The organism is Nocardia sp. NPDC055029 (assembly GCF_053608525.1).
In genome coordinates this window covers 41,738-62,580 of sequence record NZ_JBSGVQ010000039.1, presented here as the reverse complement: position 1 = coordinate 62,580, position 20,843 = coordinate 41,738, and the positions used below count along the sequence as shown (strand labels likewise).

General features: G+C 62.8%; 19 protein-coding genes. 11 read left to right on the top strand and 8 right to left on the bottom strand.

The genetic code is table 11. The annotated features are described in order from the left end of the window. Window positions 1-460: 460 nt before the first annotated feature. Genes ACWF9G_RS27645 through ACWF9G_RS27635 form a run of 3 tightly spaced genes read left to right on the top strand, consistent with a single transcriptional unit; the run spans window position 461 to window position 5,106 of the window. Window positions 461-1,696: an ABC transporter substrate-binding protein gene (locus ACWF9G_RS27645; RefSeq protein WP_452518876.1), complete on the top strand. Its 1,236-nt coding sequence runs from the start codon at window positions 461-463 to the stop codon at window positions 1,694-1,696. A 27-nt stretch (window positions 1,697-1,723) separates the two neighbouring features. Continuing rightward, window positions 1,724-4,426: an ABC transporter permease subunit gene (locus ACWF9G_RS27640; protein WP_452518874.1), complete on the top strand. Its 2,703-nt coding sequence runs from the start codon at window positions 1,724-1,726 to the stop codon at window positions 4,424-4,426. Then, on the top strand, window positions 4,423-5,106 hold the full coding sequence (locus tag ACWF9G_RS27635) for an ABC transporter ATP-binding protein (RefSeq protein ID WP_452518872.1): 684 nt from the start codon (window positions 4,423-4,425) through the stop codon (window positions 5,104-5,106). Before ACWF9G_RS27640 ends, ACWF9G_RS27635 begins: the two co-directional genes overlap by 4 nt. Window positions 5,107-5,466: 360 nt before the next feature. On the opposite strand, the gene ACWF9G_RS27630 is transcribed toward ACWF9G_RS27635, so the two are convergent. Further along, window positions 5,467-6,816, bottom strand: coding sequence for an LLM class flavin-dependent oxidoreductase (locus ACWF9G_RS27630; RefSeq protein ID WP_452518871.1), 1,350 nt, complete (start codon window positions 6,814-6,816; stop codon window positions 5,467-5,469). Between the two features lie 103 nt (window positions 6,817-6,919). On the opposite strand from ACWF9G_RS27630, the gene ACWF9G_RS27625 reads away from it, so the two are divergent. After that, entirely contained in the window at window positions 6,920-7,645 is a 726-nt protein-coding gene (locus ACWF9G_RS27625; RefSeq protein ID WP_452518870.1) for a citryl-CoA lyase, read from the top strand. Window positions 7,646-7,671: 26 nt separating this feature from the next. Beyond that, a complete protein-coding gene (gene fabG / locus ACWF9G_RS27620; RefSeq protein WP_452518868.1) occupies window positions 7,672-8,442 on the top strand; it encodes a 3-oxoacyl-ACP reductase FabG in 771 nt (256 codons plus the stop codon). Window positions 8,443-8,899: 457 nt separating this feature from the next. Here the strand turns inward: fabG and ribB are convergent, their stop codons facing one another. From ribB to ACWF9G_RS27605, 3 genes are read right to left on the bottom strand one after another with little or no spacing between them, the layout of a single operon-like run. Next, the gene (gene ribB / locus ACWF9G_RS27615) at window positions 8,900-10,132 is read right to left on the bottom strand and encodes a 3,4-dihydroxy-2-butanone-4-phosphate synthase (RefSeq protein ID WP_452518867.1); all 1,233 of its coding nucleotides are present in this window, start codon (window positions 10,130-10,132) and stop codon (window positions 8,900-8,902) included. 14 nt (window positions 10,133-10,146) lie between these two features. Beyond that, entirely contained in the window at window positions 10,147-11,010 is an 864-nt protein-coding gene (locus tag ACWF9G_RS27610) for a MaoC/PaaZ C-terminal domain-containing protein (RefSeq protein ID WP_452518866.1), read from the bottom strand. Beyond that, entirely contained in the window at window positions 11,011-11,709 is a 699-nt protein-coding gene (locus ACWF9G_RS27605; protein ID WP_452518865.1) for a GntR family transcriptional regulator, read from the bottom strand. A gap of 220 nt (window positions 11,710-11,929) precedes the next feature. Here ACWF9G_RS27605 and ACWF9G_RS27600 point away from each other — a divergent pair, with 220 nt between their 5' ends. Next, a complete protein-coding gene (locus ACWF9G_RS27600) occupies window positions 11,930-12,664 on the top strand; it encodes a glucose 1-dehydrogenase (protein ID WP_452518863.1) in 735 nt (244 codons plus the stop codon). Window positions 12,665-12,736: 72 nt separating this feature from the next. Here ACWF9G_RS27600 and ACWF9G_RS27595 read toward each other — a convergent pair whose 3' ends face one another. From ACWF9G_RS27595 to ACWF9G_RS27580, 4 genes are read right to left on the bottom strand one after another with little or no spacing between them, the layout of a single operon-like run. After that, window positions 12,737-13,513, bottom strand: coding sequence for a GntR family transcriptional regulator (locus tag ACWF9G_RS27595; RefSeq protein ID WP_452518862.1), 777 nt, complete (start codon window positions 13,511-13,513; stop codon window positions 12,737-12,739). 21 nt (window positions 13,514-13,534) lie between these two features. Continuing rightward, on the bottom strand, window positions 13,535-14,770 hold the full coding sequence (locus tag ACWF9G_RS27590; protein WP_452518860.1) for a CoA transferase: 1,236 nt from the start codon (window positions 14,768-14,770) through the stop codon (window positions 13,535-13,537). Continuing rightward, a complete protein-coding gene (locus ACWF9G_RS27585; protein ID WP_452518858.1) occupies window positions 14,767-15,825 on the bottom strand; it encodes an acyl dehydratase in 1,059 nt (352 codons plus the stop codon). The genes ACWF9G_RS27590 and ACWF9G_RS27585 overlap by 4 nt, the downstream gene beginning before the upstream one ends. Before the next feature lie 42 nt (window positions 15,826-15,867). Beyond that, window positions 15,868-16,761, bottom strand: coding sequence for an HpcH/HpaI aldolase/citrate lyase family protein (locus tag ACWF9G_RS27580; RefSeq protein WP_452518857.1), 894 nt, complete (start codon window positions 16,759-16,761; stop codon window positions 15,868-15,870). Window positions 16,762-17,054: 293 nt separating this feature from the next. Between ACWF9G_RS27580 and ACWF9G_RS27575 the strand changes: the two genes are divergently transcribed. The 5 genes from ACWF9G_RS27575 (at window position 17,055) to mftC (ending at window position 20,839) form a co-directional block, all read left to right on the top strand. Next, a complete protein-coding gene (locus ACWF9G_RS27575) occupies window positions 17,055-17,951 on the top strand; it encodes an HpcH/HpaI aldolase/citrate lyase family protein (RefSeq protein ID WP_452518855.1) in 897 nt (298 codons plus the stop codon). Then, window positions 17,948-19,171 (top strand): CaiB/BaiF CoA transferase family protein, encoded by a 1,224-nt coding sequence (locus tag ACWF9G_RS27570; RefSeq protein ID WP_452518853.1) that lies wholly within the window; start codon window positions 17,948-17,950, stop codon window positions 19,169-19,171. The genes ACWF9G_RS27575 and ACWF9G_RS27570 overlap by 4 nt, the downstream gene beginning before the upstream one ends. 63 nt (window positions 19,172-19,234) lie before the next feature. After that, complete coding sequence (mftA, locus tag ACWF9G_RS27565) at window positions 19,235-19,351, top strand: mycofactocin precursor MftA (protein WP_452518851.1); 117 nt, start codon at window positions 19,235-19,237, stop codon at window positions 19,349-19,351. After that, window positions 19,329-19,625, top strand: coding sequence for a mycofactocin biosynthesis chaperone MftB (gene mftB, locus ACWF9G_RS27560; protein WP_452518849.1), 297 nt, complete (start codon window positions 19,329-19,331; stop codon window positions 19,623-19,625). The genes mftA and mftB overlap by 23 nt, the downstream gene beginning before the upstream one ends. Window positions 19,626-19,642: 17 nt before the next feature. Continuing rightward, complete coding sequence (mftC, locus tag ACWF9G_RS27555; protein WP_452518848.1) at window positions 19,643-20,839, top strand: mycofactocin radical SAM maturase; 1,197 nt, start codon at window positions 19,643-19,645, stop codon at window positions 20,837-20,839. The last annotated feature ends 4 nt before the right edge of the window (window positions 20,840-20,843 follow it).

The following is a 20,843-nucleotide window of genomic DNA, read 5'->3' as shown; positions in this document are numbered from 1 at the left end:
CTGCACGTGCCGCAGGGGTCGAGCAGGTGATCACTCCATGTCCGCACCACACCCGCACGGAATCGATCCGGAATACAGGTCCAGATCTGCCGAGGATTGGCCTTCCTCACCTTCGGCTCGGCGTGCCGATTCACCGAACGCTCTAGTTACTGATTAAGCACTAGAAACCCCGAGCCTACCGACACCTCGGGCAGTTTGCCAATCCAGGCCCGGGCGCACCGCAGGTATGTAGTTACCCTATGCAAGTTTTTTTCCTGCCATTTTCCCCGCCTTTCAAGGTTTGCATCAGTCCGGATCGGCAGATTCAAGAAATCTGTTGACCTGAGCCGCTCAGTGGGCAAGACTACCGATAGTCATCACCCAGTGACTAAGGTCACTCCAGTCCAGCGCGGCTATCCGATGCCGACGTACAGCTGCTGGACCGCTCGACACGTGATCAAACCCGAAGGGAACTCCGAAAATGAAGACCAGTCGACTCTCATCCGCAGCCGCGGTGCTGCTGGCGACGGCAATGATCGCCGCCTGTAGCGGGACCTCGGACACGTCGAGCGACGGCCAAGCACCGCCCGCCAACGCTGTCAAGGCGACCGGATCTCCGGTCAAGGTGATGATGGTGCTCGCCGAGAGCGACGCTGCCAACATTCATCTCGACGAAGCCCGCGCCGGGGCCAATGCCAGGGTCAAGCGCATCAACGAGGTCGACAATGGTCTGGGCGGATCGGGACATCCGGTGGAGATCGTGTTCTGCACGACCAACCTCGATCCGAACATCGCCAACAATTGTGCACGCCAGGCAGCAAATGATCCATCCATCATCGCTGTGATCGGCTCGTCTGTCACCGACGACATCACCCAGACACTGAGCGATGCGGGTCTGGCGAATGTGCCAGCCATCCCAACCACCGCAGGCGATTTCACTTCGCCGATCAGCTTTCCGACAAACGGTGGAGTCGTGACCGGATTCGGCGCCCAGGGCGCGATCGCGGTGCGCGATATCAAAGCAAAGGAGGTCGCCTACGGAACTATTCAGCTGCCTAACGCGCTCCAAGGAGTCGCGATTGTCAATCAGTCGCTCGAGTCGAATGGCGCCGCGCCGCTGGCCAACGTGGTGCAGGTTCCCCTGACAGCCTCGGACCTCACCTCGCAGGTGTCGTCGATGGCCGAAAACGCGGACGCCGTCCTGCTGGCAGTGACGCCTACGATGGCGTCGCAGATGATGCTGGCCCGCCAGCAACTCGCTATCTCCGTGCCCTTTGTCGCCGCGACCGTCAACTTCACCGTCGACTCCCTGAAGGGACTCGGCGCTGCGGCGGAGGGGATGCGCCTCGCCGCCTACTACCCGACCGAGGACATCGAGCTGGCCGGTAACAGCCAGTTCGTCACCGACATGAAGGCGAATGGGTCGACGAAGTTCGTCGGCGACCTTGCCAAGGCGGACTGGGTCGCCTTCGACCTCTTCAACGAAGCCGCCAAGGGACTGCAGACCCTCGACAGGGCCACGGTCCTCGGGGCGCTCAAGGCTGTCAGTGGCTATGACGCGGGTGGCCTGACCCCGAAGCTGGACTTCACCAAGCCTGGCGCGAACCCAGCCTTTCCGCGCCTGGTGAACCTGGATTACTTCAGCGCCGTCGTCAAGAACGGCAAAGTGGTGTCCGGCGGATCCGGCGAATTCGAGCCGACTTTCGGCAGCCGCTGACCTCGGCTCGGGAACCCGGTACTCGCCATGGATACGTTCCTTCAGTTCGCGCTACTCGGTCTCGGAGCCGGCGGTGCATACGCCGTCGCCGGAATCGGTTTGGTCCAGATCTACCGTGGGTCCGGTGTGCTGAACCTCAGCCACGGGGCGATAGCGTTTGCGGCAGCCACTCTGTTCGTCCAGACCTACGGCGAGCGGGAATGGCCGCTCCTGCCGGCGGCCGTCGCGGCAGTTGCGCTCGCGGCCGCGATCGGCGGGGTCATTCAAGTGGGCGTGATGCACCCACTACGCAATTCCCCTCCGCTCGTGCGAATGGTGGCCACTCTCGGTGTGTTTGCCGTCCTGCAGCAGGCGGTGCCGTTGGTGTTCGGAACCAGCACCGGCAACGTCGCGGTCCCTTCCTTCTACCCGAAGGGAAGGTTGGAACTCGGCGACACACTGGCGGTCCCTTACGACCGGCTGATCGTTGTGTGCATCGCCGTCGCGCTCGCGCTCGCTCTATGGATTCTGCAGCGTAGAACCCGGCTCGGCCTCGCCACGACCGCGGTAGCCGAGAACCGCGTCGTGGCAGCGTCACTCGCGATCGCACCGAACCCCGTCGCCATGTGGAACTGGATGCTCGGCTCAGCTCTGGCCGGTTTGGCCGGCGTCATCCTCAGCCCGATAGTCGGCGTGATCACGCCGCTGCCGTTCATGTTCCTGGTGATACCGGCATTGGCCGCAGCCATGATCGGACGTTTCGAGTCGTTCTTCTGGACGACTGTCGGTGGGATCGCCATTGGTGTTGGACAGTCGGTTGTCACTCGCTATCAAGCCGAAATCCTTCCAGCGAATCTGGCGAGCGGCTGGCCCAATGCCCTGCCGTTCCTTGTGATCATCGTTGTTCTCATGCTGCGCGGATCGCCGTTCCCGGTCCGAGGGGAGATCGCTGCGCGCCTCCCAAGCCTGGGGCGGCGAACCGTCAGCCCATTCACAGCGATCGCCGTCGCGGCCCTCGGAGCAGGCGCCGCGCTGTTGATGACGGAAAAGCTGGCCGTCGCGGTCACAGCGTCGGCGGGCTTCGCGATCGTCGGTCTGTCTCTGGTCGTTCTGACCGGGCTCGCGGGCCAGACGTCGCTGGCGCAGATGGCGATCGCAGGAATCGGTGCCCTGTCGGGAGCTCGGCTCAGTCACAACTTGGGCTTGCCGTTCCCGGTCGTGCTGGCGCTCGGCGTGGTCTCCGGAGCGGCCGTCGGAATCGTCTTCGCCGCACCGGCGATGCGCACTCGCGGGCCAGCGCTGGCAATCGCCACCATCGGCATCGGAATCGCGATCGAAAGTGTGGTGTTGAACAACGGGTGGTTCACGGTCAATGGTTTTGGAGGCACACCGATTGATCGACCACACCTCGGCCCTCTCGACATCAACGGCGTCACCCATCCGCAGCGCTACGCGGCGTTCGCAGTTGTCGTTCTCGTCGCCGCGGCCTACGCGGTCGCGAACCTCCGGGCCGGCCGAACGGGCCGCCGCCTAATTGCCATGCGCAGTAGCGAGCGTGCAACCTCGGCGATGGGTGTGTCGCTTCCCGCGACCAAACTGATCGCGTTCACCATATCGGCGGCGCTGGCCTCACTCGGTGGCATCGTGCTCGCTTTCTCCGGCGGCGCGGTGACCTATGAACGATTCGGTTTGCTGCAGTCCCTCAACCTGGTGATCTTCGTGCTCATCGGTGGTATCGGCTACGTGATCGGCCCCATCATCGGAGGCGCGCTTGCACCGAACGGCTTCGTGTCCTCACTCATGGACAGCGGCAGTGCCATCGATCGGTGGCTGGTGCTTGGATCTGGCATCGTGCTCGTCCTGGTGCTCGTGTTGAACGCCCACGGCGTGGCCGCGATCGGCGATCTTCGTCGGAGACGACAGCGACAGCGTGCGGTTCGAATCGTGCAATCCCGGCCGAACCGCAGCGGCGAGGAACTCCGCGTGCGGAATCTCACCGTCCGCTACGGCGATGTCGTGGCCGTCAACGATCTCTCACTGCGAGTCGGTGCGGGCGAAATCGTCGGTCTCATCGGTCCGAACGGCGCGGGAAAGACCTCGGCGCTCGACGCCATCACGGGCTTCGCTCGCGCAGACGCCGGGTCTGTCCTGCTCGGCGATCGTGATCTGTCCCGGCAACCGGTACACGCCAGGGCCGCCTCCGGTCTGGGCCGTTCATTCCAGGCTGTCGAGACCTTTGACGATCTGACCGTCGCAGAGAACCTCGCGGTCGCCTGCAATCCGGTCCGCTGGATCGACTGGTTGCTCGATCCACTCCGCAATCGTCCGATCGAGATAGAAAGGGAGTTCCACGACGAGGCGGTCGAGCTGGGTCTGGACTTGAGGGCCATGCCCGACGAGCTCAGTCAAGGTCGTCGACGGATTCTCGGCGTGCTCCGTGCTTTGGCAGGCCGACCGACTGTGCTGCTCCTGGACGAACCAGCCGCAGGACTCGACCCGGCCGAGACCGAGCATCTCGCGAACGTTCTCCGCCAGGTCGCCGCCGAGCGGAAGTTGGGAATTCTCATCGTGGAGCACGATATGAGTCTCGTGGCGGCGATCTGCGACCGAGTCGTCGCCATGGAATTCGGCACACCCATCGTCACCGCGCCGACTCAGGAAGCACTTGCCCATCCCGTCGTGCGAGCGGCTTACCTGGGCGATGACATCCAGCCATCAGCCGTACCCGCAACGGAAGGCACACCGCTATGAGACTTCTTTCGGCCAAAGACCTGCGAGCCGGATACGGGGCCATCGATGTTGTCCGGGGGATCGAGTTGCACGTCGAGGCGGGTGAAGTGGTGGTCATTCTCGGCGCCAACGGCGCAGGAAAGACCACAACACTCGCCGCGCTCGCCGGAGTGATCCCTGCTCGCGGCGAGATCGAGATACTGGGCCACCACGACAACGCCCCGCTGCATGTGCGTTCCCGACGCGGTCTTCGCTATCTTCCCGATGACCGCGGTATCGTCAGGAGCCTGACCGTCAGGGAGAATCTGCGCCTCGCTCGCGTCGACCCGGGCGATGCCTTCGACATAAGCCCCGAGCTCGAAGCGCTCCTCGGCCGCACTGCTGGACAGCTGTCCGGTGGCGAGCAGCAGATCCTCGCGCTCACCCAGGCGATTGCCAGCCGTCCCAAGGTCCTCATCGCCGACGAGGTATCTTTCGGGCTCGCTCCAATTATTGTCAGTCGAATGCTCGGGCTCGCCAGGCTGGCGGCAGATCGCGGAACTGGTGTGTTGCTGGTGGAGCAATACGCCGGACAGGCACTGGCCACCGCCGACCGCGCCTATGTCCTGCAACGCGGCGAGATCGTCCTGCAAGGCGAGGCAAGCGCGCTCAGCAACGATCTCGAATCGCTCGAACGGTCCTATCTCGGCACGACAGCCTGACCAGCACAGCTCCCGGGCAGAGGACCGTTCCTCAGCGCGGGAGCTGTGTGTTGTGGATCGTGCCAGTCGATGTGTGCCGACACGACAGGTTCTAGGTCTGCACCGAACTCGCCGTAGTGCGCGGCTTTGGCTGATGACTGCCGACCGCGCAGCCATGACCACAACGACTTCACAAGCATGCTGCGCGACAAACGGTCTATGCACACAGATTTGCGAACAGCTCGCGGAACCTGCGAATTTGATTCGATGCAACCACAGCGAGGTCGGACACCGTAATCGGTGTCCGACCTCGGCCGCCCCGCGCGCTGAAAGCACGGCGCAGGGTGCGGCTCACATTCTGGGGTGGCTACGCGTTCGTCGTCAGCTCAACTGTGCGGGTCGGCTGAGTCCGAGGTTCTCGCGCAGGGTCGAACCGGTGTACTCGGACCGGAAGACGCCGCGCTTGCGCAGCTCCGGCACAACGAGCCGCACGAAGTCCTCGAACGCGCCCGGCAGATGGGTAGCAGCGATGACGAATCCGTCGCACGAACGGGACTCGAACCAGTCCTGCATCTGATCGGCGACCTGTGCACCCGTGCCGACGAAACGCGGACCCTGCAACAGGGTCGCACGATGTTCCGCCAGCTTCCGCAGGGTCAACGTGCCCTCGACGCGCTTCTTCACACCCTGAACCAGACCACGGATCCCCGATACCGAGTCGATCAGTTCATCGGTCACCTCGTCGTCGAGGGAGTGACCGGAGAAGTCGTAGTTGGTGACCTCGGACAGCAGAGCGAGCGAAGCCTGAGGATGCACGAGCTGGTTGAGGAAAATCTCCTCTTTCTCCTTGGCGATCGCTTCGGTCTCGCCCACGACCGTGTACACCATGGGCAGGATCCGGACGGCGTTCACATCACGGCCTGCCTCGGCGATCAACCGCTTCTGATCGTTGTAGTGCTCGAGGGCGATCTCGCGAGTCGGGTTACCGGTAAAGATCAGGTCAGCCCATTTCCCGGCGAATTCGCGGCCGCGGCCGGACTGTCCGGCCTGGATGATCGGCAACCTGCCCTGCGGCGGACGGGGCACAGTGAGCGGACCCTGAACATCGAAGTACTTACCATGGTGATCGAGTTCATGAACCCGGGAGGGATCCGCGAAGATCCCTGTTTCGCGGTCGAAGACGATCGCATCGTCATCCCACGAATCCCACAGTCTCGCGACAACCTCGATGAACTCCTCGGCCCGGTCGTAACGCTCATCGTGCGCCAAATGCTGATCGACACCGAAGTTGCGGGCCTCCGCGTCGTTGACAGAGGTAACCACATTCCATGCTGCGCGCCCGCCGCTGAGGTGGTCGAGCGTCGCGAACGACCGGGCAACGTGGAACGGCGGATAGTAGGTGGTCGAATACGTCGCACCGAGCCCGAGGTGCGTTGTCGCCGCCGCAGCCGCGCCGAGCACCGACATGAGATCCAGCTTTACAGGGCGAGCACCGTATCGCACCGCATCCGCGGGTGAGCCACCGTAGATAGACGGCATCGCCAGCCGGTCGTCGAAGAACATCAGGTCGAACGTGCCTTCTTCGAGCACCCGCGCGACCCGCTGGTAGTACCGAAGGTCCAGAAAATCGGGGGCCGCGCTCGGGTACCGCCACGAACCCGAGTACACGGTCACGTTACCCGCCTGCATGAAGCCCACCAGAGTCATCTGGTCGTCACGTTTCGCCGCCATGGCGCTCCTTTCGAGGTGTCAACCCGCGGCTGACATATTAGATTGCTACTGATATATTGACCTCTGCAACCGCATTGGTCAAGCTCAGCCAGAAGGAGTTCAGATGACATCGACTACCGGTGCTCCCGATACGATTCGAGTCGCAGGCCACGACTTGGTCGAAGACCTGATCGGTAAACGAGGGTTCACCGACGTCGTACACCTGTTGATGACGGCCGGCGCAACGCCCACCGAAGGCGAAGCAGCGATGATCGACGCGATCCTCGTGACCTTCGCCGATCACGGCGTAACGCCCAGCTCGGTAGCTGCCCGGCTCACTTTGCTCGGCGCACCCGAGTCGTTCCAGGCCGCCGTCGCGGCGGGACTCTGCGGAGCGGGGACCCACTACCTCGGCACCATGGAGAAGACAGCGACTTTGCTGCAGCGCGAAAACGCCGCAGCGCCCGACCAGGAGCCGGTCGAGATCGCACGTGCGATCGTGGCTGCGGCCCGCAGCGCAAAGCAGCCCATCCCAGGACTCGGCCACCCGGAGCACAAAAACGGTGACCCGCGCACCCCGGCGCTACTCGCTATCGCCGAACGCGGCGGCCTGCGCGGTCGGCACACCGACATTCTTCTCGAGATTCCCGCAGCCTTGCAGGATTCCGCGGGAATCCTGCTGCCCGTGAACGCTGCGGGGATTACGGGCGCGATCCTCTCCGACATGGGGCGGCCCCCGGTTTTCGGCCGCGGGCTCGCGATCATCGCCCGGGCGGCGGGCCTGGTCGGCCAGCTGATCGACGAGCAGCAGAATCCGACCGCCCAACGCATTTGGGACTCGCTGCGCTGATTACCTCTGACACAGAAAGGCCGACGATGACTACTTCCGTCACCGAGGTACCAACCAACCTGCTCCGTGACCGCACGGCCATCGTTACCGGTGCCGCCCAAGGTATCGGGTACGCGATCGCGCAAACACTTGCAAGGCATGGCGCAGCGGTCGTCATCGCCGATATCGATGGCGAAGCCGCGGAGAAGGCTGCTGCTTCCATCGTTACGTCCGGCGGGGTCGCGTCCGCCGTGGTCACTGACGTGGCCAATGAACAGCAGGTTCAGCAGGTCGTCGACCATGCTGTTCAGACGCATGGCCGCCTCGATGTCTACGTCAACAACGCCGGCGTGACCCGTGATGCGTCGATGGCCAAGATGACCCTCGAACAGTTCCGCACCGTAATCGACATCCATCTTCAGGGCGCCTGGCTCGGCACTCGAGCTGCCGCATCGGCCATGCGGAAATCCGGCGGTGGAAGTATCATCAACATCTCCTCCACTTCAGGCAAAACCGGCGTCTTCGGCCAGACCAACTACAGCGCCGCCAAAGCAGGCATGGTCGGACTCACGAAAGCAGCCGCGCGCGAGGTCGCTCGATACGGCATCCGTGTCAACACGATCCAACCCGGACTCATTCGTACTGCAATGACAGAGGCACTGCCGGAGGACATCTGGAACCAGAAGCTCGCTGAGGTCCCACTCGGCCGCGCGGGTGAACCCGAAGAGATCGGCAAGGTCGTACTCTTCCTGGCCAGCGACCTCGCTACCTACGTGACAGGCGCCGTCCTCGAGGTGCACGGCGGTCGCTTCATGTGACGCCAACGGCACGGTAGCCTGGCTGCAACTCCCCACTATTGCGGTGTGCGCGCGCGAAAACTTCGCCGCCACACCGCTTTTGGTTGCTACAATCTAACAGATCGAACGAACGCCCAAGGTTTCCGCGTAAACTTCACCATCCCGATCTCCAACGTCGGAAACTTCTCGACCTGGTTCGCCGCGCGCAACGCAATCTTCGACTGTTCCACTTTCAGGTCTCGTTATTCCCGAGTTCCCGATCAGAACGCGACGGGTCAACGCGGCGCAGTTCAGCACCGAAGGGTCACACAGCTTTCTGTACTCGTTGAACGTCCGGGGGCCTCTTGCCACCCGGCCAACCTCCGTGGCCCGTTGCACAGCGTTAGGGCCGCGTTGAAAATTGTGAAGCGCACCGAACAGAGACCGAACACCGAGGCGCCGCGTGAAACCGGCGATATCGCCGGTGCTACTCAACCACCTAGACTTGAGCTTCCCATTCCGTGAGTTCGACATCGTGTCCCAGCCGATCCCGCTTGGCACGCAAGTACTTCAGATTGTCGGGTGTCACGGCGACCTCGGTTTTGACCCGTTCGTGGACTCGAAGATCGAAAGAACACAAGTCGGCATGTTTGTGCGGATTGTTCGTGATCAAGCGCAGGTTGCGTGCGCCGAGATCAGCAAGAACGGCAGCTGCGACACTATACTCCCTGGAGTCCACCGGAAGCCCTAGTGCAGTGTTCGCGTCGACCGTATCAAAACCCTTCTCCTGGAGCGCATAGGCCTGCAGTTTGCGGCCCAGGCCGATCCCACGCCCCTCCTGCCCTCGCAGGTAGACGATGATGCCCGCACCTTCCGCCGCAACTAGATCGATCGACTGCTGCAATTGAGCACCGCAGTCGCAGCGAAGTGAACCGAAAACATCGCCGGTCAGGCACTCGCTATGCACCCGTACGAGTACGCCGTCATCCGCTGCGTCCGCGGCCGCGATATCTCCCAGAGTGAGCACGAGGTGATCGATGCCATCGCGGACCGAGCTGTAGCAGGAAGCTGTAAACCGCCCACCGGCCATCGGTAGCGCAGCGCGTGCGGTACAGGTGACGATGCGGTCGATGTCGTGCCGTATAGCGTGCCTGACGTCCTCAACCGATATCACGACGAGCCCGTGCGAACGCGCAAAGTCCACTACCTGTGGGCCCTGCAGGGGAACTCCATCGTCTCCAACCAACTCGGTGATGACGCCGACAGCTGTCTCACCCGCGAGCTCGAGCAGGTCGATGGTCGCCTCTGTGTGGCCGGCGCGTGCAAGCACCCCGCCCTTTTTGGCGCGCAGCGGAAACACATGGCCGGGTCTGCGCAACTCGCGCGGTGAGGTGTCCCTCGCGGCGAGAGCTCTGACCGTGGCTGTACGGTCGAGCGCCGAGATTCCAGTCCCGGTGGCAATATGATCAGCGCTGACCGTGAATGCAGTACCGTGCGAGTCCGTGTTGTGGCCGGTCATCAACGGCAGTTGCAAATGGTCTGCTCGCTCGTCTGTCATGGGAACACAGACGATCCCGCTGCCGTGACGAAGGTAGAACGCCATCTGCTCGTCGGTCATCCGAGCAGCCGCCATCACGAGGTCGCCCTCGTTCTCACGATCGTGGTCATCAGCAACGACGATCATCTCGCCCCGGGCGAGCGCCGCCAATGCTGCCGTCAGCGAGCTGTCCATCTCCATTTACTCCTTCAGACGATACTGCGGTCAGGACACATCCATTCACCGCGGTCGATTACAACGGCATTGTCTGCGTCGCGAACCTGAAAAGCCGCGCCTGCGGCTGTTCGCCAGATCGCTACGGTGAGAACCTCACCGGGCGTCACGGGCTTCGAAAAACGCCCGCTGATGTGGCGAAACCTGGTCGGATCGTTGTCGCACAGGTGCTTCAACAGCGTGCGGGCCGCGAAGCCATACGTACACAAGCCGTGCAGAATCGGCTTCGTGAAACCTCCGCGCTGGGCAACCTGGGGATCTACATGCAGCGAATTGCGGTCCCCAGCCTGTCGGAACAGCAGAGCCTGGTTCGGCATGGTCGGCACCTCGATCTCAAAGTCGGGCCGCTGCTCGGGAATCGACGCGGACGCGCTGGGCCCGCCGTCTCCACCGAATCCGCCCTCCCCACGGATGAATGAACGCGAAACCGCTACCGCCACAGCCTTGCCCGTCTCCGGGTCGGTCGCGATCGATTCGATGCTCACCAGTGCACCGCTGCGTTTGTCCCAGATATCGGTGACGCGACGCGTCACATGGACAGTGCCGCTCGCCGGAAAGGGTTCCAGCACTGTCAACGATTGCTCGGCATGTAGCCGCTGCGATGGACTGATCTCACCGAGCTCGACCTCGGGACCGTGGTACTGCATCAAGCCGATGGCAAATGTCGGGAGGACCACCTGCTTCCCATCGCCAGCCGTTTCGGTAGTGAATTCCAGATCGGCTAGCGGATCCGGCAACCCGGCCCCGACGCCCAGTGCATAGATCTGTGAGTCCGCGGCCGTCCAGGACACTGCGACCGGGCCATGTTGTTTACCAATGATCTCGAAGTCGAGTGGCATCTACTCGTTTCCTCTCATTGTGGCGTCCATGGACGCGACCCTGGCGCTGAGCACCCGAGCCGCTCCCTGGAGATGTTTTTCGGTGATCTCGCGCGCCGCGGCACCATCACCTTCGGCGAGGGCGTGGACCAGCGCGTCATGTTCCTCGAGACTGCACGGGGTGTGCTCCGGGAATGCTCTGAGAAATCCCGCCGGAATCATCCGGCCGGCCATCCCTAGCATGCTCAGCAGCCGCGGCGACTTGCACGCCTTGTTCACCTCACGGTGAAACATCCAGTTTGGCGTGGTGGCATCGTCACCCGACCGCACAGCGACGGAGACTTCAACCTTGAGTTCACGCACCCTCGCCAATTCGCCGCCGCTTATTCGCTGCGCCGCCCAGTCAGCGGCCACACCCGCGAGCGCCGCCATCACCGCGAAGTTCTCGAGAATGGTCTCCGGTGGTACGCCGAGGACAACAATGCCGCTGCGGGGGGCGATGCGTATGAGACCGTCGTGGGTCAGCTCCAGGCAGGCCTCCCGAACCGGCGTCCGACTCGTCTCGAATTCGGAGGCGACAGCGTCCAGATCGATGCGTGAGCCAGGTGCAAGAACACCAGTCAGTACGCGCTCGCGAAGTATCCATGCGATGCGCTCACGGATCGTCCCGGCGCCCGAAACTGGTGCCGGCACACCCGCGACCGGCCACGCCTCTTCCATCCTGACCACCTTCCGCTCAGCTGAATCTAACATATCAGATCTAGATTGATATACCAATGACCACTCGGGGCCGACCAGCCGACAGTCGCCCGACCAACTGATCACCAGGCCGTCCAGTGACCACCCCGCGGCGCGAGCACGATTTCGGCGAAACCTTGATGCTACTGACAGTACGCCAGTACCGTCCTCTCCGTTGTCACCGACGTATCCAGGAGATGTCATGGGAAGAGTCAACGAACGTGTTGCGATCGTGACTGGCGCAGCCAGGGGCATGGGAGCAGCGCACGCACGAGCACTCGTACGGGAAGGAGCGCGGGTCCTGCTGACCGACGTACTGGAGGACGAGGGTCACCGGGTGGCCGAGGAACTCGGTGATCGGGCTCTTTTCGTCACCCATGACGTAGCCCGTCCGACGCACTGGCAACGCGTCGTGACCACAGCGGAGCAGGAGTTCGGCAATGTCGACATCCTCGTAAACAACGCGGGCCTGGGGTTCGCCGCGCCGCTCGAGGCCACTACCGAGGCCGACTTCCGCCGGGTCGTCGACGTGAATCAGGTCGGCCAATTTCTGGGCATGAAGGCAGTGCTCGAGTCCATGACCCGAGCCGGCGGCGGATCGATCATCAACGTGTCTTCTATCGCGGGTCTCGTCGGTGAGCCGTACAGCATCGCCTACACCGCGTCGAAGTTCGCCGTGACCGGAATGACGAAGGTCGCTGCGAAGGAGTTGGGCCCCAAAGGCATCCGCGTCAACTCAGTCCATCCAGGGGTTATCGACACTGCGATGATCAGAACCCCGGGATCCGAAGCAGTCGTCGCAGCGGCGGCCGCGGCAACGTCGCTCGGCCGGATCGGTCAGCCAGAGGACGTCAGCGGGATGATTCTATTCCTGGCTTCCGATGAATCGTCGTTTGTCAGCGGGTCCACATTCGTCGTCGACGGCGGATACGTGTGACGACGTAGATTCGGCTACGAACTCGAGATGGCAGGCTGACCGGCTGTCGTGGTCGAGTTCGTAGCCACTCCGCTACAGGCGGCCCAGGTCGCAACCGTACCGCTTAGCCAACTCGACCAACTGTGCCGCATAGCACGGCGGCTCCGCACTGCTCAGGGACCGAACCAACGAGCATCCCGCATACAGAATGTGCTGGGCCAGAATAGCTTCAGCCCGGTCTGCATCGCGCGCAAGCCAAGCATCGATAAGCGCCGCGTGTTCGTCGCTCGAATTGCTGAGCGAGTCGATAGCGCGCGAGTAATACACCCGTCGATAGCGCGAATAGCGCTCCCAGTAACCGCGAAGACTTACATGCAGCGGATCGGAAGTCTCGCCGAGCTTCAATCCATACAGAGCGAAATGGAACTCCTGATTCGCCGCGTCGTACTCGTTGGCCAGGCCCTGCTCGCGGGGACGCTCCGCTTGCAGTCGACAGTGGCCCTTCTGAAGCGTTGCCGCTTCCTCCTCCGTATGAGTGAGAGCAGCGACCCGTATCGCCAGCGGTTCGAGCAACAAGCGCATAGCGACGATGTCTTGAACCTCGGCAGCCGAGATTCGGACTACCTCGACACCGGACCTGGGCCGGATGGTTACCCACCCTTCCGCTGCAAGCAGCCGAAACGCTTCCCGCAGGGGTGTACGGCTGACTCCGAACGCGTCCGCGTATTCGTCCTGGCGAATATGGGCGCCCGGTTCCAACTGACCTGAGATGATCCGTTCACGGAGGCTGTCCGCGATGCGGGTTACCAGCGTTCGTGAGTCGAGATTCAAGGAAGCAGCCAATTCCCACTCTCCGTATTCAACCGGCAAAACACAACGCTAGCTCTGGATTCAAGACGCAGGCCCAGCGACGATGCCGTCGTCGTGCAGCCGCCCGATCTCGCGCTCGGCTAGGCCGAGTACATCGGACAACACTTCAACGGTGTGTTCGCCCAGCACCGGTGCTCGCCGAACCGTAGGTCGCACCGTTTCGCTGAAACCCAGTGGCGACGCAGGCATCGGATAGGTACCCACCCCGGGGTGCTCGACCTGCGAGAATAAGGGGTTTGCCGAGGACAAGCGCTGGTCATCGAGAAGTTCTTCGAAACTCTGGTAGGGCCCCCACGCCACGCCACCGCCAGTCAACGCTGCCGAAGATTCGGAATAGGTGCGTTCGGCAAACCACGACCGCAGGTACTCTGCGATGTATTCGCGCGCCACAAAGCGACCAGATTCGGTGTCGAGATCTGCGCCGGTGGCCGCACCGATTCGCGCGCAGTGCGGAGCCAGCTCGGTCGTGTTCTTCAAAGCTGTCCACTGCCGCTGGGTCAGCGCAACGACCATGATCAGACGATCGTCCTGAGTACGAAATGGCGCTCCGAAAGCGCCGTAGAGATAATTCCCGTCCTTGATCGCAGGCCCCGCTTGACTCCTTCCGAGCGAAGCTTGGGCGAGTCGTCCCAGATTCGCCACCATCGCGAAGGCCACATCCGACAGTGAGGCCTGGACAAGCTGTCCAGTCCCGGAACGTGAACGCTGACGTTCAGCCGCCAGCAGCCCTGTGGCCGCCAAGCTGCCGAGCGCGATATCCCAAGCGGGGAGCACACTGTTCACCGGTTCGGCGCTGTCCTTCGGTCCGGTGATGAAAGGGAAGCCAGTGGCAGGATGAACGGTGTAGTCGACTTCGCTGCTTCCATCGTAGTTTCCGGTCAACGCAACCATGATCAGGTCGGCCCTGCGTTCCCTCAATCTTTCGTAGTCCAGCCAGCCCGTGGCGGGGAAGTTGGTCAGGAACATGCCACCGTCCGCGCCGGGCGCCGTGATCAGCGCCTGGACCAGTTCCCGCCCCGCCGGCGAACGTAGATCGACCTGTATCGAGCGTTTCCCTTTGTTGAGGCCAGCCCAGAAGAGACTGTGCCCCGAGTCGGTGACCGGCCAACGCCGATAGTCGAGGCCGCCGCCGATCTGATCGAAGCGAATGACGTCGGCACCCATCTGCGCCAAGGTCATCCCACCCAACGGGGCAGCGACGAAGGCCGAGCCTTCGACGATCTGCATTCCGGCGAGAACACCGTGGTCGGAACTCACGCCAGGACTCCCACGACGCGCCAGTCCAGGACCTCGATCGAATCCTGGTCAGCTGAGCCAAGTTTGAACACACGCGACCGCAATTGAGCCAGCTGACCGCCATTATCGAGGGGTTCGGTGTGCTCGACCTCGATGGTGCTGAAGACAGTGTCGTTCTCGTGGACCGGAGCGAGGTGATCACAGCTGTTCCAACCGACCAAGCACACCAGGTTCGGCAGTGTCTTCGACAACTGCGCCGAGGCCAGCCCGATAGTATGCCCGCCATACACCAAGCGCCGACCAGCCGCAGCACGCTGATCGTGGTGGACCGCCGCAAGGTTCAGAGTCAATCGAGCCAGCTCGGGAGCGGAGGTGACTACATCGCCGAATGCCGCAGTGAAGCTGTCCCCCGGCCGCACCGCCGTACCGGAAGGATGAGCCGACAGGTCCCAGTCGGCCGTCAGCGCGCGGAGCACCGCGGTGTCGAGCTCGCCGGAGATCGACGACAGATCATCCTGGTGATCGGTACCCACCTCCTGACTACTCATGGGAATCATCGCACAACGCTTGAAGTCCAGAATCGTCCGTTCATACTGGTCGACGGTCTTGATTCGGAGCGCCATCATGCCGGTCGGGTAACGCCCCTCACGCCGCCGATTCTCACGCAGGCCGATGACCTCTGTCTCGGTGTACAGCGAATCGCCGATCGCGGGGAGGCGGTGCAGCACCAGCCCCCGATAGAACAAGTTGGCTTTGGCGCGCTGGCTGAAGTGGGTGGATTGACCGATCGCCACATCCCATACGAGACCGGGGTGGGCCAGTGGACCCTTTACCCGGGTCACCTTCGCCGCGAGTTCGGCGTCGAGCGCGAGGGCGGCGCGGTCACCGAGGATCGCTTGGTGGGCAGCGGCGAGGCCACTGGTCAGGGTCATCCCCGGAGAAGCGACACGCTGCCCCACGACAAGATCGTCGAAGAAGGGGCCGCCGGGGCGCAGATGACTGTTCGAGACGGCGGCTGAGGTGGTACCGGACACGAATGACTCACTTTCAGAAGTTTCGAACTGGGCTGACCACAAAGCCCGAGCTGTCTGGGTGCACAACTCGGACCAGGTGCGTGCTCACTGAGCCGATGCGCTGGCGAGGCTCAGTTCGGTGATAAGAGAATCCAACGCGAGAATTCGCTGCGCATCGCGCACGTGCAAGCTTTCGATCATGCGTCCGTCGACAACGATGACGCTCTCGCCGACAGCCGATGCCTGCTCGTATGCCGACACTACTGTCCGGGCATAGGCAACGTCCTCCGACGAGGGGCCGAAGTGAACGTTCGCCGGCCCGATCTGCGAGGGATGGATCACGGTCTTGCCATCGAATCCCATATCGCGGCCCTGCTTGGCTTCGTCAGCGAAGCCGTCTTCATCGGTGATGGCATTGAATACGCCGTCCAGGATTGCCTTTCCGGCCGACCGTGCTCCCAGAACGGCAAGTGTCAGCGCGGACAGAATCGGCGCACGTCCGGGCACATGCCGACCGTGCATGTCGTTCACCAGGTCGTTGGTGCCGATGACCAGTGCCGCCAGTCGATCGCTGGCTGACGCGATCTGTTCCACTCGCAGGAAGGCGGCAGGTGTTTCGACCATCACCCACAGCATCAGGTCGTCCGGCGCTTGGAACTTGTCCAGTCCGGCGATCAGCGACTCAACTTGCTGACCGGTCTCCACTTTGGGCACGAGCACCCCGTCAGCGCCCGAGCGAGCCACAGCGGCGAGATCATCCTCATGCCACTTGGTCCCGAGCCCGTTGACCCGGACCACGACCTCGCGGGGACTGTAAACGCCCGAGGCGACCGCCTCACACACCCGCGCCCGGGACTCGGACTTGGCATCAGCACCGACCGCGTCTTCGAGGTCGAAGATCAGCACATCCGCGGGCAAGGTCTGCGCCTTCTCCAACACTCGAGCGTTGTTTCCGGGCAAATAGAGTGCTGACCTGCGCGGACGGACCGTGGGTGCCATGAAGTCTTCGCTTTCTCTCGGACAGTAGTTAGGGGAGTCGGTGTCGACGCTCGTGGGCAACCTTGACGCCTTCCGGCGCGTCGCATACTGTCGATTGTATCCAAAAACTGATCTGGGGCAACGCCGAGGAGTCCTGCCAGGCACACGCCATCTGTAAGCGTCGGCCGGCTCATCAACTCCGAACTGCATCGGCCACTGATCACACCCACCAGCACCCACGGGTGTGAAGTCCTCGCCCCGCGTCTCGGACAGTCGCCGCAGCGACCGACCAGCAACCTCTGACAAGGAACAGCATGACTCACGCAACGACCGCATCAACGACTACCGCGCCACTGCGCTCTTTGTTGTTCTGCCCGGCAACCTCACCGCGGCGCGTTCGCAAGATGCTCGAGATCGCACCTGATGCGGCCGCTCTCGACCTCGAAGATGCCGTTACCGACGACAACAAGACCGCCGCGCGAGAGCAGGCTCGCGCGGGGATCGCGGAGATTGCCGCGATCCGCAGCTATGTTCGCGTGAACCACCCATCCACAGGACGCACCCAGGGTGACATCGAAGCGGTCGTCCAGCCCGATCTGAACGGCATCGTGGTGCCGAAGGTCGAGGACGTCGAAACCATCCGCGCTGCGGACGAATGGATCACCGCGGCGGAGAAGTTGCACGGCGTCGAACCCGGGTCTACTCAACTGCTGGTGCTTATCGAGAGCGCCAAGGGAATCGCCGACGCCCGCGAGATCCTGCAGGCCAGTCCGCGTATCGAGACCGCTGTCTTCGGGGCCCATGACTTCATGCTCGACCTCGGCATCGATGGTTTGGACCATTCCGACAGTGCCGAAGAGCTGCTGTATGCCCGCTCCGCTCTGATCATCGCCGCCCGCGCGGCACGGGTGTCATCGCCGCTGGACGGGCCGTTCATCGCTTTCCGCAAAGACGCCGAGTTCGTCGAGATGTGCCGCCAGGCACGGCGAATGGGCTTCCGCGGCAAGATGCTCATCCACCCCAATCAGGTGGCGCTGAGCCACATCGGATTTGCACCGACCGACGAGGAAGTGACGATCGCACAGACTATCGTCGAACAGTTCGCCCTGGCCGAAGCCGAAGGCGCGGCGGCGATCGTGGTCGATGGCCGACTGGTGGACTACCCGATCGTCGACCGTGCCCGTCGGATCCTGGAAGCGGCCAAGCGATGAACTCGCGACAGCACGACGGCAAAAACGTGATCCGTTCACTCGAAGGGGTCCGCGTCATCGACGCCGCCTCGCTGGCAGCCGGTCCCCTCGTCGCAACTTATCTCGGAGAGCTCGGCGCCGAAGTCATCAAGATCGAACAGCCTGGCACCGGAGACGCTATCCGCAAGTGGGGTGCGCAGAAGGACGGGCACGGGTTGATGTGGAAAAGCGTGGGACGCAACAAGCGGACCGCCACACTCGATCTGCGCCGCGCAGCTGGCCAGGAACTGCTGCGCAAACTCGCCGCGACCGCAGACGTCATCATCGTCAACACTCGGCCGTCCACGCTGGAGAAATGGGGGTTGGGTTACGAGTCGCTCTCACGGACCAACCCTGGCCTGGTCATGCTGCACGTCACCGGTTTCGGGACCGGCGGACCATACAGCGACCGACCCGGTTTCGGCACCCTCGGTGAGGCCATGAGCGGCTTCGCCCACACCACGGGCGCGAAGGACGGACCGCCGACGTTGCCGTCGTTCATGCTCGCCGACGGAGTGGCGGCACTGACAGGGACCTACGCGGTTCTTGCGGCGCTCTACCACCGCGATGTCCACAACGGCACAGGCCAGCTGATCGATCTCAATCTGATCGAGCCGCTCGCCCGTCTGATCGAGCAATCAGTGCTCACCTACGACCAGCTTGGGATTGTCCAGACCCGGTTCGGCAACAAGTGGGACATCAGCGCCCCTCGCAACGCATACGCGACCAAGGACAACCAGTGGATCGCCGTATCCGGCAGCGCGCCGACTGTCGCGAAGCGCATCTTCAAAGCAATCGGCCGCCCCGACCTGGCGGATCATCCAGATTTCGGCGACCCGCAACAGCGCCTCAAGAACGCCGACGCAGTAGATGCAGCCGTCGCCGAATGGATCGCGGAACGAACTCTCGACGACGCTATGGCGGTGTTCGAACGCGAGGAGGTCGCCGCGGCACCGGTATACGACGCGCCCCGGCTGCTCGCCGATCCGCATCTCAGGGCGCGCGATACCTACGCTCCCGTCGACGACCCTGATCTCGGGCCCATCCGGTTGCAGGCCCCGGTTCCACGTCTCAGCAAAACGCCGGCTGTCATCGAACACACCGGACGAGAACTCGGCGCTGACAACGACTACGTCTACCGAGACCTCCTTGGCCTGAAGGATCACGAATTCGAGCAGCTCCGTGCCGACAAGATCGTCTGATTCATGCGAGGCATCGCGCGCATCGACTCCACCCGTTTCGTCCATCCAGTAGGAGCAGCAATCATGAACGAACCGACGAGCCAGGACACTGACAACGGCGCCCTCGAGGCAGACCTCCTCATCGAGGAAGACATCCTCATCGAGGACGTATCGATCGATGGCATGTGTGGTGTCTACTGACTCCTTCGATCCAACGCAGCCGTACACCCTCGCGCCGACGGTTTCGCTCCGGCCGGAACAATTCGGCGCGCTGGTGTACGACTTCGCGACGCGCCGTCTCTCTTTTCTGAAGACACCGAAGCTGGTCATCGTTGTCCGTGAATTGGCGAACCAGGTCGATTCTGTCGCTGCACTGGTGGCAGCGGAGGTACCGCCCGAACAGCACGACAGCTATCTCCGAGCCCTTGCCGGGCTCAGCCGAGCCGGAACGATTCAGCGCCGGACGGAACCCTGACGCGAACAGGAATCTCCATGAAACTGGTCGAACACTTCAAACACGGCCTGGACGCGCCGATCTGCCTGACCTGGGAGCTCACCTATGCCTGCAATCTGGCATGCACGCACTGCCTGTCATCGTCAGGGCGGCGCGATCCTGGCGAATTGACTACCGCCGAGTGCAAGTCCGTCATCGACGAACTGCAGCGCATGCAGGTGTTCTACGTCAACATCGGAGGCGGCGAACCGACTGTGCGACCCGACTTCTGGGAGCTGCTCGACTACGCCCTTGATCACGAGGTCGGAGTCAAGTTTTCCACCAACGGTGTCCGACTGACACAGCAGCGAGCTCGGCAGCTCGCTGCGACTGACTACGTCGATGTCCAGATCTCGCTCGACGGTGCGACCCCTGCAGTCAACGATGCTGTTCGCGGACGTGGTTCGTTCCAGACAGCCTATCGAGCCATGGAGAATCTGGCAGCGGCCGACTTCGGTGAGTTCAAGATCTCGGTTGTCATGACCCGACAGAACGTGGACCAACTCGACGAGTTCAAAGCCATCGCTGACCATTTCGGCGCACAGCTCCGCATCACGCGACTGCGTCCGTCCGGGCGCGGGGCCGATGTGTGGAACGACCTACATCCCAGTGCTGACCAGCAGCTGCAAATCTATAACTGGTTGCTTGCGAACGGCGAGGGCGTATTGACAGGAGACTCGTTCTTTCATCTGAATGCCCTGGGCTCGTCCCCACTACCCGGGCTGAATCTGTGTGGCGCAGGCCGAGTAGTGTGCTTGATCGATCCAGTCGGCGATGTGTACGCGTGCCCGTTCGCCATCCACGACCAGTTCCTTGCCGGCAACGTCCGCAATCCCGGCGGATTCGAAACTGTTTGGCGCACTGCTGACTTGTTCACCGAACTGCGGAAGCCACAAGCCGGCGGTGCGTGCCAGTCGTGCTCCGCGTACGACTCATGCCAAGGCGGCTGTATGGCCGCCAAGTTCTTCACCGGTTTGCCCCTGGACGGCCCGGATCCCGAATGCGTGCGCGGCAACGCCGAACTTACGCTTGCCGCAGCCGGAGGCCGGACTGACAAACCGCGGCCGGACAAGGACCACTCACGAGGCAGTGCACCTAAACGACCTGTCTCCCTGGGGATTCCGACAGCTCAAGTTCTCCCCGTGCCCGTACCCGATCGGGCATGCAACGCCGACCCGATCGCCGGTCTCCGGTAGTCGG